Origin of the sequence: Bradyrhizobium sp. SZCCHNRI20481, assembly GCF_032485055.1 — a bacterium.
In the GTDB taxonomy this organism is placed as follows: Bacteria; Pseudomonadota; Alphaproteobacteria; order Rhizobiales; family Xanthobacteraceae; genus Bradyrhizobium.
Genome location: NZ_JAUEUE010000007.1, coordinates 110,574 through 124,018, shown reverse-complemented (window position 1 = coordinate 124,018; position 13,445 = coordinate 110,574). Strand labels below are relative to the sequence as shown.

Annotated in this window: 15 protein-coding genes, 1 other RNA gene and 1 pseudogene; 9 read left to right on the top strand and 8 right to left on the bottom strand. The window is 64.9% G+C overall.

Annotated elements, in window-relative coordinates; genetic code table 11:
* Entirely contained in the window at positions 1-924 is a 924-nt protein-coding gene (locus tag QX132_RS13290; protein ID WP_316161447.1) for a LysR family transcriptional regulator, read from the bottom strand.
* 89 nt (positions 925-1,013) lie between these two features.
* On the opposite strand from QX132_RS13290, the gene QX132_RS13285 reads away from it, so the two are divergent.
* On the top strand, positions 1,014-1,802 hold the full coding sequence (locus QX132_RS13285; protein WP_316161445.1) for an NAD(P)H-dependent oxidoreductase: 789 nt from the start codon (positions 1,014-1,016) through the stop codon (positions 1,800-1,802).
* A 16-nt stretch (positions 1,803-1,818) separates the two neighbouring features.
* On the opposite strand, the gene feoB is transcribed toward QX132_RS13285, so the two are convergent.
* From feoB to ssrA, 7 genes are all read right to left on the bottom strand, one after another.
* Positions 1,819-3,696, bottom strand: a complete 1,878-nt coding sequence (feoB, locus tag QX132_RS13280) for a ferrous iron transport protein B (RefSeq protein ID WP_315736861.1) — start codon at positions 3,694-3,696, stop codon at positions 1,819-1,821.
* A gap of 20 nt (positions 3,697-3,716) precedes the next feature.
* Positions 3,717-3,992, bottom strand: coding sequence for a ferrous iron transport protein A (locus QX132_RS13275; RefSeq protein ID WP_315713372.1), 276 nt, complete (start codon positions 3,990-3,992; stop codon positions 3,717-3,719).
* 107 nt (positions 3,993-4,099) lie between these two features.
* Positions 4,100-4,387: a ribbon-helix-helix domain-containing protein gene (locus QX132_RS13270; protein WP_315736862.1), complete on the bottom strand. Its 288-nt coding sequence runs from the start codon at positions 4,385-4,387 to the stop codon at positions 4,100-4,102.
* Entirely contained in the window at positions 4,387-4,572 is a 186-nt protein-coding gene (locus tag QX132_RS13265; RefSeq protein ID WP_315736863.1) for a DUF4169 family protein, read from the bottom strand. Before QX132_RS13265 ends, QX132_RS13270 begins: the two co-directional genes overlap by 1 nt.
* A gap of 238 nt (positions 4,573-4,810) precedes the next feature.
* Positions 4,811-6,235: a class II fumarate hydratase gene (gene fumC, locus QX132_RS13260; RefSeq protein WP_315778716.1), complete on the bottom strand. Its 1,425-nt coding sequence runs from the start codon at positions 6,233-6,235 to the stop codon at positions 4,811-4,813.
* Positions 6,236-6,331: 96 nt separating this feature from the next.
* A complete protein-coding gene (locus tag QX132_RS13255) occupies positions 6,332-6,862 on the bottom strand; it encodes an SspB family protein (protein ID WP_315778714.1) in 531 nt (176 codons plus the stop codon).
* Between the two features lie 279 nt (positions 6,863-7,141).
* Positions 7,142-7,496, bottom strand: a transfer-messenger RNA (tmRNA) gene (ssrA, locus tag QX132_RS13250).
* Positions 7,497-7,591: 95 nt separating this feature from the next.
* Between ssrA and QX132_RS13245 the strand changes: the two genes are divergently transcribed.
* The 8 genes and pseudogenes from QX132_RS13245 (at position 7,592) to QX132_RS13210 (ending at position 13,279) form a co-directional block, all read left to right on the top strand.
* Entirely contained in the window at positions 7,592-8,188 is a 597-nt protein-coding gene (locus QX132_RS13245) for a chromate transporter (protein ID WP_316161442.1), read from the top strand.
* Entirely contained in the window at positions 8,185-8,718 is a 534-nt protein-coding gene (locus QX132_RS13240) for a chromate transporter (RefSeq protein WP_315778710.1), read from the top strand. Before QX132_RS13245 ends, QX132_RS13240 begins: the two co-directional genes overlap by 4 nt.
* Before the next feature lie 97 nt (positions 8,719-8,815).
* Positions 8,816-9,595: a tripartite tricarboxylate transporter TctB family protein gene (locus QX132_RS13235; protein WP_315778709.1), complete on the top strand. Its 780-nt coding sequence runs from the start codon at positions 8,816-8,818 to the stop codon at positions 9,593-9,595.
* 7 nt (positions 9,596-9,602) lie between these two features.
* Complete coding sequence (locus tag QX132_RS13230; RefSeq protein WP_315755143.1) at positions 9,603-11,117, top strand: tripartite tricarboxylate transporter permease; 1,515 nt, start codon at positions 9,603-9,605, stop codon at positions 11,115-11,117.
* Between the two features lies 1 nt (position 11,118).
* Positions 11,119-11,297: pseudogene (locus QX132_RS13225) on the top strand (tripartite tricarboxylate transporter substrate binding protein BugD); the annotation flags it as partial.
* Positions 11,298-11,486: 189 nt separating this feature from the next.
* Positions 11,487-12,281 carry a thymidylate synthase gene (locus QX132_RS13220; protein ID WP_316161439.1) on the top strand — a complete coding sequence of 265 codons (795 nt, stop codon included), beginning with the start codon at positions 11,487-11,489 and terminating at the stop codon, positions 12,279-12,281.
* A 3-nt stretch (positions 12,282-12,284) separates the two neighbouring features.
* Positions 12,285-12,770: a GNAT family N-acetyltransferase gene (locus QX132_RS13215; protein WP_316161437.1), complete on the top strand. Its 486-nt coding sequence runs from the start codon at positions 12,285-12,287 to the stop codon at positions 12,768-12,770.
* On the top strand, positions 12,767-13,279 hold the full coding sequence (locus QX132_RS13210; protein WP_315778705.1) for a dihydrofolate reductase: 513 nt from the start codon (positions 12,767-12,769) through the stop codon (positions 13,277-13,279). The genes QX132_RS13215 and QX132_RS13210 overlap by 4 nt, the downstream gene beginning before the upstream one ends.
* Positions 13,280-13,445 lie beyond the last annotated feature (166 nt).

Below are 13,445 nucleotides of genomic sequence, written 5' to 3'. Positions count from 1 at the left end.
TCAGGGCTCGGGCCGGATGCCGGGCAGGCGGACGATCTCCTCGGCGAGATAGTCGATCAGCAGCCGCACGCGCGCGATGCCGGCGCGCTCCGGGACGATCAGCATGTTGAGGGGAGTCGATGGCAAACGGTGGTCGGGCAGGATGACCGTCAGCCTGCCAGCCGCGATGAGATCGTCGACCAGCCACGCGTGGCTCCCGCCGATACCGCGCCCGGACAGCACGGCCTCTCGAACCGCGAGTCCGTGATTGGTGCGGAAGCAGCCTCTGAACGGCACCTCATGGCGTTCTTCATCGGGTCCCATGACGACGAGCGACTCGCTGCCCGCGACGTTGGTCATGCGGATGCCGTCATGCCCGATCAGTTCCTGCGGCGTGCGCGGCGTGCCGCGTTTCTCCAGATAGTCCGGCGAGGCGACAAGAAGCCGGTGCGAGTAGCCGAGCGACCGCAGCTTCAGAGAACTGTCGGTGAGCGGGGCGAGACGCAGCGCGATGTCGACACCCTCCCGCACGAGGTCGATGCGCTCGTCGGTCAAATTGAGATCGATCGCGATGTCCGGATAGCGATCCTGAAACGCGAAGACCAGCCGCGCGACATGCAGGATGCCGAACGCCGCCGTGCAGGAAATCCGGATGATGCCGCTGGCAGCGCCACGCGCACCGCGCGCCTCGTCGCCGGCCTGTTCGATAAGCCGCAGGATCTGGACGCAGTTCGTGTAGTAGCGGTTGCCTTCGTCTGTCAGGGTGACGCGCCGGGTGGTGCGGCTGAGCAGCGGCACGCCGATCGCATCCTCCAATTCCTGAAGGTGACGCGAGATGGTGGACTGGCCCAGCTCGAGCTCGCGCGCCACGGCCGACAGGTTGCCGCGCTCGGCGACCCGGACGAAGCTGCGCATGTTGATGAGGCTGATGTCTGATTTATCCATAAAACAGCATAATGTTATCGATATATGCCATATAGTGGATAAATTGGCGCGCGTCTATGTTCCGGCTGTTCCAGCAAAGGATCCAAGCCATGAACGTGCTGCTCGTCTTCGCCCATCCCGAACCCCGCTCGCTGAACGGCGCCCTGCGCGAGGTCGCCGTCGCCGAGCTCAAGGCCCAGGGCCACGAGATCCGGGTCTCAGATCTCTACGCGATGGGCTGGAAGTCGGCCACCGACCGCGCCGACTTCCCGCTCTTGCCTCCGGACGGGCCTCTGAACGTCGCCACCGCGTCTGGCGAGGCCTTCAAGACCCACACCTTGACCGAGGACGTCAGGGCCGAGCAGGACAAGCTGCTCTGGGCCGACGCGATGGTCCTGCAGTTTCCGCTGTGGTGGTTCACGATGCCGGCGATCCTCAAGGGCTGGGTCGACCGGGTGTATTCCTACGGCTTCACCTATGGCGTCGGCGAGCACAGCGACAAGCGCTGGGGCAACCGCTATGGCGAGGGTGTGTTTGCCGGCAAGCGCGCGATGCTGGTCGTGACCACCGGCGGCTGGGAGGAGCATTATTCGGCGCGCGGCATCAACGGGCCGATCGACGATCTCCTGTTTCCGATCAACCACGGCATCCTGTTCTATCCCGGCTTCGACGTGCTGCCGGCGTTCGTGGCGCACCGGGTCAACCGGCTCGATGATGCCGGCTTCGCCGCGATCGCCGAGCGGCTGCGCGAGCGCATGCGGACGCTGTTCACGGATCAGCCGACCCCGTACCGGCGGCAGAACCACGGCGACTATCTGATCCCGTCGATGCAGCTTCGTCCCGAGCTCGGCGCGCCGGACGCGCGCGGCTTCGCGCTGCATGTCGACGCCGTGCGCTGACGCGGAGGGCGCGGGCTCAGCCCGCGCCCATCGCGACCGCAATGTGGTAGGTCGCGAACGCGGCCGCATAGGCGAGCGCGAACATGTAGAAGAAGGTGACGGCCATCCAGCGCCAGCTGCCGGTTTCTCGGCGGATGACGGCGAGCGTCGAGGCGCATTGCGGGGCGAAAATGTACCAGGCGAGCAGCGCCAGCGCTGTGGCGAGGCTCCATTTGCTGGCCAGCACCTGTCCGATCTGCTCGGCGGCCTCCTTGCCGCCCTCGATCGCATAGACGGTGCCGAGCGCGGCGACTGCGACTTCGCGGGCGGCCATGCCGGGCACCAGCGCCACCGCGATCTGCCAGTTGAAGCCGACCGGCGAGAGCAGGGGGGCGATCGCCTGGCCGATCATCGCCGCGAGGCTGTAATTGATCGCGGGCTCGGTCGCGCCCTCCGGCGGCTGCGGGAACGACGCCAGGAACCAGATCAGCACCATCATCGCGAAGATCGTGGTGCCGGCGCGCTGCAAGAACATCTTGGCGCGGGTGTAGACGCCGATCGCGATGCTGCGCAACCGCGGCATCTTGTAGTCCGGCAGCTCCAGCATGAACGGCGCCGGCTGGTAGTCGCGCATCAGGAAGAACTTCACCAGGAACGACACCAGCAGCGCGCTGATGATCCCGGCGGCGTAGAGCCCGAACATCACCAGGCCCTGCAGGTTGACCAAGCCCCACACCTTGGTCGGCGGGATGAAGGCCGAGATGATCAGCGTATAGACCGGGATCCGCGCCGAGCAGGTCATCAGCGGCGCGATCAGGATCGTGGTGAGCCGGTCGCGGCGGTTGTCGATCACGCGCGTCGCCATGATGCCGGGAATGGCGCAGGCAAAGCTCGAGAGCAGCGGGATGAAGGCCCGGCCATGCAGCCCGGCGCCGCCCATGATGCGGTCCATCAGGAACGCCGCGCGCGCCATGTAGCCGAAATCTTCCAAGAGCAGGATGAACAGGAAGATGATGATGATCTGCGGCAGGAACACGATGACGCTGCCGACGCCGGAGATCACCCCGTTCTGCAGGAAGCTCTGCAGCAGGCCTTCGGGAAGCTCGTCGTGAACGAGCTGGCCGAGCGCATCGAAGGCCGCCGACAACACCTGCATCAGCGGCTGGGCCCAGGCGAACACCCCCTGAAACATCACGAACAGGATCGCCAGCAGGATCAGCAGACCGCCGACCGGATGCAGCGCGATGGCATCGATCCGGGCAGTCCAGGTATCGGGCCGCTCGGGCAAGCTGACCGTCTCCGCGATGATACGGTCGGCCTCGCGCTGGGTGGCGCGCAGCTCCGGGACCGTGAGAGGACGCCAGGTGTTGGCGCGCTCTCCGGTGGCCGCGGCCGCCCGGGCGAGGAGCTCGTCTGTCAGCCGCAGCAGGTCGTCGGTGCCGCCCTTCCGCACGGCGATCGACGTCACCACCGGCACGCCCAGCGCTAGCGACAGGGCGGGGACGTCGACCGTGACGCCGCGCCGCTTGGCGATGTCGAACATGTTGAGCACGAGCGCCAGCGGCCGGCCGGTGCTCTTGAGCTCGAGCAGCAGCCGGATCGTCAACCTGAGGTTGGTGGAGTCGGCGACGCACAACACCAGATCGGGCAGGACCTCGCCGGTGGCACGTCCCAGCACGAAATCCCTGGTGATTTCCTCGTCAGGGCTGCGACCGCGCAAGGAATAGGTGCCGGGCAGGTCGACCAGCGAGACCTGGCGGCCCTGCGGGGTGACGAATGCGCCCTCTTTGCGCTCGACCGTGACCCCAGGATAGTTCGCGACCTTCTGGCGGCTTCCCGTCAGCGCGTTGAACAGCGAGGTCTTGCCGCTGTTGGGCGTACCCACCAGGGCCAGATGCAGCAGAGGGCTTTCCATGACGACGCTTTCCGCGCGGCCTATGCCACGATGACGGCCATGGCCTCGCGCCGGCGGACCGCGACGGTGATGTTGTCGACACGCACGGCGATCGGATCGCGCCCGACGATCCCTTCATGCAGAATTTCGACCCGGGCGCCCTCGACGAAGCCCAGTTCGATCAGCCGGCTCTCCAATTCGACGTCCGGCAGGGACGAGCTCGCGCCGCCCGCAGCCAGATGCTGGATTGTTCCGGTATAGCCTCGCCGGGCGAGACCGAGCGGCTGAGGCGGCCTTGTATCGCAGATTTCGCTCATAGCCTGTATTTTCAATCGCGTGCCAAGAGGTCAAGCGCGGCATGTTAAATGCCGCTGCATCTTAGAGCGATTTTAAACAGGCCGGGCGGACCGCCGTCTGATCTGCCTCAAGGAGCCGCGGCGGCTGCCGTGTGCCGGGCGTCCACCGCCGCCTTCGGCTCGAGGCCGGAAGAAGCTGCGGCGCGGCTCTTGAAGTGGTCGAGCACGAACAGCCGGATCGCCGAGGACAGGTTGCCCTGCTGGCGATTGTTGTCGATCTCTCCGACCAGCTCGGACAGGGTCATGTTACGGAGACCCGAAATCTCCTTCATGCCGTTCCAGAAGGCCTCTTCGAGGCTGACGCTGGTCTTGTGGCCAGCAACCACGATTGAACGTTTTACGACGGGCGACTTCATCACGCGTCCTCGCCATTGATACGATGTTGATCGAGTAATTCGTTCGCGCGCTTGTCGCGTTGCGCGTCATTTGCGCGTTCGGACTTCGTCCTGCCGAAGCGAGCGCGGTTGCTTTCGGCGACCTTCGCTGCTTCATCGCGCTCCACGCGCTTTCTGAAACGTTTCAAGTTGATGACATCACCCATGCTTGCTCCAATCATCTAAGCCATCGAACGTCGTGACGAGAGCATGCGCATTGCGCGGATGAGCCCAGGCGTTCTCCAGACAATCACGTCATCGCTCCCTGATAGTTCGAGGGCCAGTCGCGTCGTTGCGAGCGGGATTTGTTTACTCACCAAACGCAGCAGAACTTGTAGTCGAGAGTATCCTTTAGGGGTTAACGGCGAGAATTGCATCACCCCCCGTAGTACTACGGGACTACCGTCAGGGTCGTCCGGGCCTCGTCATCTTCTCGGGTTGCACGAGGCGGTCGAATTCGTCCTCAGACACGAAACCGAGCCTTAAAGCTTCCTCTTTCAGCGTCGTGCCGTGCTGATGCGCTGATTTGGCGACCTTGGCCGCATTGTCGTAGCCGATCTTCGGCGCAAGCGCCGTCACCAGCATCAGCGAGCGCTGCATCAGCTCTCGAATCCGATTCTCGTCGGCGCGAATTCCCGTCACGCAATGTTCGCTGAATGAACGCGCTGAATCACCTAGTAATTGTACGGACTGCATCATGCAATGTGCGAGCAATGGCTTGTAGACGTTCAGTTCGAAATGCCCCTGGCTGCCGGCCATGGTGATCGCCGTGTGATTGCCGAACACCTGGCAGCACACCATCGTGAGTGCTTCGCACTGCGTCGGATTCACCTTGCCCGGCATGATCGAGGAGCCGGGCTCGTTCTCCGGCAGGATCAATTCCCCCAATCCCGAGCGGGGGCCCGATCCGAGAAAGCGGATGTCGTTCGCGATCTTGAACAGGCCGGTGGCCGCCGCGTTGAGCGCGCCATGTACGTACACATAGGCGTCGTTGGACGCGAGCGCTTCGAATTTGTTGGCGGCGCTGGTGAAGGGCCAGCCGGTGATGTCGGCAACATGCTTGGCGAACAGCTTCGCGAATTTCGGATCCGCGTTCAGGCCGGTGCCCACGGCGGTGCCGCCTTGGGCCAGCGGCAAGAGATCTCGCGCCGCCGTCTCGATTCTTGCGATCGCGCTCTCGACCTGCGCGGCGTAGCCGGAGAACTCCTGGCCAAGCGTGAGCGGCGTGGCGTCCTGGGTGTGGGTGCGGCCGATCTTGACGATGTCCGCGAACGCGTCCTGCTTGGCGCGCAACGCCGCCAGCAGCTCCGACAGCGCCGGCACCAGATGGCCCGAGATCGCCCGTGCCGCGGCGATGTGCATCGCGGTGGGGAAGGAGTCGTTGGACGACTGGCTCATGTTGACGTGATCGTTCGGATGTACGGGCTTCTTGGTCCCGCGTTCGCCCCCGAGCAGTTCGCTGGCGCGATTGGCGATCACCTCGTTGAGGTTCATGTTGCTCTGGGTGCCCGAGCCGGTCTGCCAGACGACCAGCGGAAAGTGGTCGTCGAGCTTGCCGTCGATGACCTCCTGCGCCGCTTGGACGATGGCGTCCGCCATGCGCGGCTCGAGCAGTCCGAGCTCGCGATTGGTCTGGGCCGCGGCCATCTTCACCAGCGCGAGCGCGCGCACGATGCCGATCGGCATGCGGTCGTGGCCGATGCGGAAATTCTGCCGGCTGCGCTCGGTCTGCGCGCCCCAATAGCGGTCGGCGGCGACCTCGATCGGGCCGAAGCTGTCGGTCTCCGTGCGCGTCGATCCGTGCGATGATGAACTAGCTGAATGTGCCATGAAGCATGCCCGTCATTGGTTGCGAACCGGCGTCGACCGGTTCGAGCATGCTTCAATCTAGTGATCCGACCGTCGTTCCGCGCGGGGCGAATGCGCCTACTTCTTGCGGAAACGGTCCAGACGCACGACTTCGGCGCCTTCTCCTGGCGTGGCCGGCGGCAGCGGCTTGTCGTCGCCGGCTTCGGCCGGCGTCGCAGGCAACGGACCGGCAATGGCCGATGGCGCCGGCGCGGCCGGCAGTTTCGGCGCGGCCGGCGTCTCGGCAATCGCCTCCGACGGCTCGAACTGCAGTCCGAATTGTACGGACGGATCGAAGAAGCTCTTGATGGCGTGGAACGGCACCACGAGGCGCTCAGGGATGCCGCCGAACGACAGGCCGACTTCGAACCGATCCTCCGAAACCACCAGATCCCAGAACTGGTGTTGCAGGATGATCGTCATCTCCTCCGGATATTGCGCCAGCAGCCGCGGCGACAGCTTCACGCCCTCGGCCTTGGACACGAATGTGATGAAGAAATGATGCTCGCCTGGGAGTCCATGGGCGGCAGCGTCGCTCAGCACCCGGCGCAGCACCCCGCGCAACGCGTCGCGCGCCAGCACATCGTATCGAATATGATCCGTCGCCATGATCGGTCCTGTGTCGTGTAGGGCTGCGCCCGACGCTTCGGGCGGCCGCGCCCGGCAAGGCAGCAGCATTCCCGACTCGCGTCAATCACATCGTACCCGGCATCGGCGCTGAGGTCAGCAGCCATGCCGGTCGATCGCCAGATATGGGAACGGGTAGAAGCTGGCGGAAGTCCGGTCAACGAAGGAATGAATCGAAGCCGCGCCAAAAAGCTGGGGACAGCACGGCCCTGAAGCGGAGATGGGTTAAAGCGGAGACAGGTTAAAGCGGAGGAACGTGAAAGTGGAGGCTTCTGTTGCCAGGTGCCTCCGAACCCCGCCTAACGGAGCTTAACCCGTTAGGACTTTAAGGTGGTCTTTCAAACTGCGTTACGCAGCCTGAGCAACCGGAGCAAAGTTGTCGTTGGCAACTATTGCAGTAGCCCGATAACGGCGGAACAATACCGGGAAAAAGCTCGCCCTTTACGCCCTCGTCGATCCTATTTCGCCCCCGCCAAAACCCATCTGTCGATGGGCTTTGGTGGAGGCGCCGGGTACCGCCCCCGGGTCCGAATGGTTTATTTCGACGGCGATTTATTTCCATAGCCGGCAAGCCGGCAGGTTCTATATAGGCCCCCGGCCGGCGGATGCACAGGGCCGAAACGCCGCGGCACGCGACAAAAATGTGGGCGGCTGCCGGGAACCCTCTGGTTCAACCTTGGCATTCTGGTTTTTGTCCTCCTACAGTGCGGCATGCCTTCCGAAGTTGCGCGGGTTGCCTCTCCCGCGGCCGACATCGCCAAACACCCGCCCAACCTTCGCACGCTCTTCTTCGCATTCGCGAAAATGTCGCTGTCGGGCTTTGGGGGCGTGCTGGTGTTCGCCAGGCGTGCAATCGTCGATGAGCATCGCTGGATGACGGCGGAGGAGTTCAACGCGACCTTCGCGCTCTGCCATTTCCTGCCCGGACCCAACATCGTGAATTTCTCCGTGGTGTTCGGCGCGCGGTTGCGCGGTGTCCCCGGCGCACTCGCTGCCTTTGCCGGCCTGCTCGGGCCTCCGATGCTGCTGATCACCTCTCTCGGCGCCATCTACGGTCATTTTGGACAAGCCGACACGTGGCGACGGGGGCTTGCTGGCGTGTCCTGCGTGGCCGTGGGCCTGCTGGCGTCGGTGGTGTTTCGCATGATCTCGCCGCTCCTGAAGAAGAGCGACCTGGCGGGCCTCGTCGTCGTGGCCGGCGTGTTCGTGGCGATCGGGTTGGCGCGCCTGCCGCTTCAGGAGGTTCTGCTGGTGGCCGTGCCGCTCAGCCTTGCCGTCACCTATGCCAAGACGCGGCGGGCACGATGAGCGGGGACGACAATCCGCTGTTCCAGCTGTTCTGGACCTTTGCGTTGATCTCGCTGTTTGCGGTTGGCGGCGCAGTGGCGGCGATTCCCGAACTGCAACGTGTTGCAGTCGAGGCCCGGCACTGGATGACGGACAAACAGTTCGCCGATCTGTTCGCACTCTCGCAATTGTCGCCCGGGCCCAACGTTCTGATCGTCACCCTGATCGGCTATTCGGTTGCAGGCGTGGCAGGTGCGGCGGTCGCGACGATCGCGATGTGCGGTCCCACCGCCGTGCTCTCCTATTTTGTCAGCCGCTGGCTCTCGAATGCGCGGGATGCGCGCTGGCCCGCCATTCTGCAGGCGACGCTGGTGCCGCTGTCGATCGGCTTGATGGCGGCGAGCGCATGGATTCTCGGTCAGGCTTCCGACCAGACGTGGCGGGCGTTCGCGCTGACGGTCCTTGCCGCAGTCGTTGCATCTATGACGCGACTCAATCCGCTCTGGCTGCTCGCCGCGGGCGGCTGTCTTGGTTTTGCTGGCCTTCTCTAGGGAAAGTCGCTAGGCAAAATAGAAGCGCGACCGGTTTGCTCCGGGCCGCCGAACGAAAACAGTGCCGGCCATCAAGGCCGATCGGGGAGGGCGAGGCATGGCCGAGACCACGGGCCAATTGTCGGGCGAAACGGCGGGCATGCCGGCTGCCCGCAGCGCAACCGGCGCATCGATCATTCTGGTCCTTGCCTTCGCGCCACAGATCATCGAACTGCTGATCGCCTTGGCTGGTCTCGTGGCGCCACTATCCGGACGCGGTCCGCTGCAGGTCATTGCGGCCCATGCGTCGGCCTTGTCAATGGCGATCCCGAGCCTGGCGCAGCAATATGCCGCAAGCGGCAAGACCTCGCTGTCTTCCGATATTCTGCTGGCTCTCATCTACACCTATCCGCTGATCGCGGTCGCGGTGTTCACATTCATGGTACGTCCACGCGCGCCGCAGGACTATTTCGGCGGCGTCGTGCTGATGGCGATCGCGCTGTTCGCGCTGTGGGCCTCCAGCGATCTGCAGGGCATGCGCGGCTTCTCGTTCGGTGCCGGAACTGCGCCGCGGATGTTCGGTCTGCTGCTGCTGGGGCTCGGAGCTGCCGTGGCCGTGATCGGCGTCGTGAGTGAAGGCGCGCAGCTTGCGACCTATCACTGGCGCGGACCGCTGTTCGTCTCGCTCGCGATCCTGACCTTCGCCGTCTCCATTCGCCCGCTCGGACTATTGGTCACGGGGCTTGCAAGCTTCCTGATCGCGGCGATCGGCAGCCCCGAGACGCGCTGGCGCGAGGCCCTGATCGTTGGCATCTGCCTGACCGGCGGCTGCGCGCTGCTGTTCCCCTACGTGCTGGGATTGCCGATGCCGCTGTTGCCGCGTTTCCTTTTGCAGTGAGGGCGTGATGGATCTGTTTGCAAATCTCGCCCACGGTTTCGCCGTCGCGTTGTCGCCGATCAATCTGCTGATGTGCCTGATCGGCGCGCTGGTCGGCACGCTGGTCGGCGTTCTCCCGGGCATCGGGACCATCGCCACCGTCGCGATGTTGCTGCCGATCACCTTCGGCCTGCCGCCGGTCGGCGCGCTGATCATGCTGGCCGGCATCTACTACGGCGCCCAGTATGGCGGCTCGACGACGTCGATCCTGGTCAACATTCCTGGCGAGGCGACGTCGGTGGTAACCGCGCTCGACGGCTTCCAGATGGCGAAGCAGGGCCGTGCCGGTCCGGCGCTGGCGATTGCCGCGATCGGCTCATTCTTCGCCGGCTGCGTTGCCACCGTGCTGATTGCGATCCTCGGCGCGCCGTTGACCAAGCTCGCGCTGGCGTTCGGCCCAGCCGAGTATTTCTCGCTGATGGTGCTGGGCCTGATCTTCGCAGTCGTGCTGGCGAAGGGCTCGGTGCTGAAGGCGATCGCAATGATCGTGCTCGGCCTGCTGCTGTCGATGGTCGGCTCGGACATCGAGACCGGCGTCTCGCGCATGGCCTTCAATATTCCCGAGCTCGCCGACGGCCTGGGCTTTGCCACCGTCGCGATGGGCGTGTTCGGCTTTGCCGAGATCATCCGCAATCTCGATGCCGGCGCGGAGATGGACCGCGACCTCGTGCAGAAGAAGATCACCGGCCTGATGCCGACCCGGAAGGATCTGAAAGACTCCACGCCGGCGATCCTGCGCGGCACGGTGCTCGGCTCGATCCTCGGCATCCTGCCGGGCGGCGGTGCGGTGATCGCCTCGTTCGCGGCCTATACGCTGGAGAAGAAGCTCGCGCGAGATCCGTCGCGGTTCGGTCGCGGTGCGATCGAGGGCGTCGCGGCGCCGGAGAGCGCCAACAATGCGGCGGCCCAGACCTCCTTCATTCCACTGCTGACGCTCGGCATTCCGCCGAATGCGGTCATGGCGCTGATGGTCGGCGCGATGACCATCCACGGCATCGTGCCGGGCCCGCAGGTGATGCAGAAGCAGCCCGACCTAGTCTGGGGCATGATCGCCTCGATGTGGATCGGCAATCTCATGCTGATCATCATCAACCTGCCGCTGGTCGGCATCTGGGTGCGGCTCTTGCGCGTGCCGTACCGGCTGATGTTCCCGTCGATCGTGATCTTCTGCGCGATCGGGATCTACTCCGTCAACAACGCGCCGGTCGACGTCGTCCTGGCGGGCGCGTTCGGCCTCGTCGGCTACTGGCTGATCAAGCATGATTTCGAGCCGGCGCCGCTGCTGCTCGGCATGGTGCTGGGGCCGCTGATGGAGGAGAACCTGCGCCGCGCGCTGTTGATCTCGCGCGGCGACTGGTCGGTGTTCCTGACGCGGCCGCTGTCCGCCGTGCTGCTCGCGATTGCCGCGGGGCTGCTGGTGCTGGCGGTGCTGCCGACGCTGCGCCGCAAGCGCGACGAGGTTTTCGTGGAAAGCGAAGGCTGACCTCGCGGGCCAGCTCAACGCCGCCGCGGCCCAGGCGCTCGACGACGAGGGCGTCCGCAAGCCCTGCTTGAGTTCGATAGCGTCATTCCCGGTGCTGCGGACCGCACGCCGGAAGCGCTGGCGGCGCTGGTGAAGGCGGAAATCATCAAATGGACCGCGGTGCTCAAGCCGGTGAGCTAGCGCGAGACGACCATCGAGGCGGAAGGGGCAGAAGGGGCAGGGCGGAACGCGCGGTTCCGCCCTTGTCATTTGCTGCGGCGGCCGACAATTTTCAGGGTATAATTGGTGACCGGGCCGAGTCGAGGCTAGGGCCGGGCGATTCCTGCCGTTAAATTCGCCGCCTTCTGCGAAAGGCCGCCAGCGCGCACCATGCACCAGTATCACGACCTGCTCGAACGCATCCTGTCCGACGGCGCGGAGAAGCATGACCGCACCGGCACCGGCACGCTCTCGGTGTTCGGCCACCAGATGCGCTTCAACCTTGCGGCCGGCTTTCCGCTGGTGACCACCAAGCGGCTGCCGCTGAAGGCGATCGTGCACGAGCTGCTGTGGTTCCTGAAGGGCGACACCAACATCGGATATCTGCACGACAACGGCGTCACCATCTGGGACGAATGGGCCGATGCCAATGGCGATCTCGGCCCCGTCTACGGCTATCAGTGGCGCTCCTGGCCGACGCCGGACGGCGGCCATATCGACCAGATCGCGGGCGTGATCGATATGATCAGGCGCAACCCGGATTCGCGCCGGCTGATCGTGACCGCCTGGAACCCGGCCGATGTCGAGAAGATGGCGCTGCCGCCCTGCCACTGCCTGTTCCAGTTCTACGTCGTGAACGGCAAATTGTCGTGCCAGCTCTATCAGCGCTCGGCCGACGTGTTCCTCGGCGTGCCCTTCAACATCGCCTCCTACGCGTTGCTGACGATGATGGTGGCGCAGGTGACGGGATTGAAGCCCGGCGAATTCGTGCACTCCTTCGGCGACGTGCATCTCTATTCCAACCACATCGAGCAGGCGCGGCTGCAACTCACTCGCGCGCCCCGTCCGCTGCCAACCATGACGCTCAATCCGGACGTCACGGACATCTTCGGCTTCCGCTACGAGGACTTCGCGCTCGCCGGCTACGATCCGCATCCGCATATCAAGGCCGAGGTCGCGGTCTGACGCATGCCACTGTCGATCCGCAGCGCCCGGCCTGACGACATCGGAAGCGTGTTCGCGCTGATCCGGGAGCTCGCCGACTACGAGAAGCTCTCGCACGAGGTTTCAGCCAGCGAGGCGGACATCGCCGCGGCGCTGTTCTGCGCGCATCCCACGCTGTTCTGCGACATCGCCGAGTGGAACGGCGAGGTCGCGGGCTTTGCGGTCTGGTTCGTCAATTTCTCCACCTTCGCCGGAAAGCCCGGCATCTATCTCGAGGACCTGTTCGTTCGCCCAGCGTTCCGCCGCAACGGCATCGGCCAGGCGCTGCTCGGCCATCTCGCTCGCACCTGTGTCAAGCGCAACTGGGCGCGGCTGCAATGGTCGGTGCTCGACTGGAACGCGCCGTCGATCACCTTCTACAAGTCGCTCGGTGCCGAGCTGATGGACGACTGGAAGCTCTGCAAGGTCATGGGCGAGGCGCTCGCTCAGCTCGCGGAGAGGGCGCCGTGATCGAGATCGTGCTGATCGTCGCAGTCGCCGACAACGGCATCATCGGCGCCGCCGGTGCGATCCCGTGGCGGCAGAAGAGTGACATGCAGCGCTTCAAGGCGATGACCATGGGCCGCCCGATCGTGATGGGCCGCAAGACCTTCATCTCGTTTCCGCGCCGGCCGCTGCCGGGCCGCACCAACATCGTCGTCACCCGCGATGCCGAGTTTCGCGCGCCGGGCGCGATCGTGACCCATACCGTCGATGAAGCGCTCGGCATCGCGCGTGGTGATGCGCTGCGGCGTTCAGCCGCGGAGATCGCGGTTATCGGAGGCACCGAGCTCTTTGCTGCGACGATGCCGATCGCCGACCGGTTGGAGATCACCGAGGTGCATGCGAGCCCGCCGGGCGATACCGTGTTTCCGGCGATCGACGCGGCGCAATGGGAGGAGGTGGCGCGGGAGCGCCATGCCTCGGGGCCTGACGATCAGGCCGAATTCTCCTACGTCACCTATCGCCGGCGGCGGTGAGCGTTTGCCGGTGGGACCGGCGCGACGGCCGTTCAAGACCGTCCGTTAATGATGAAGTCGCGTTGTTTGGCCGCGTGGCGGATTTGAGGCCGCGGCAAACCGGCGCTTCCGGCCCTGTTTACATTGACAAAACCCGGTTCGGGCTTAGCTGGAGCGCTACGTTGTA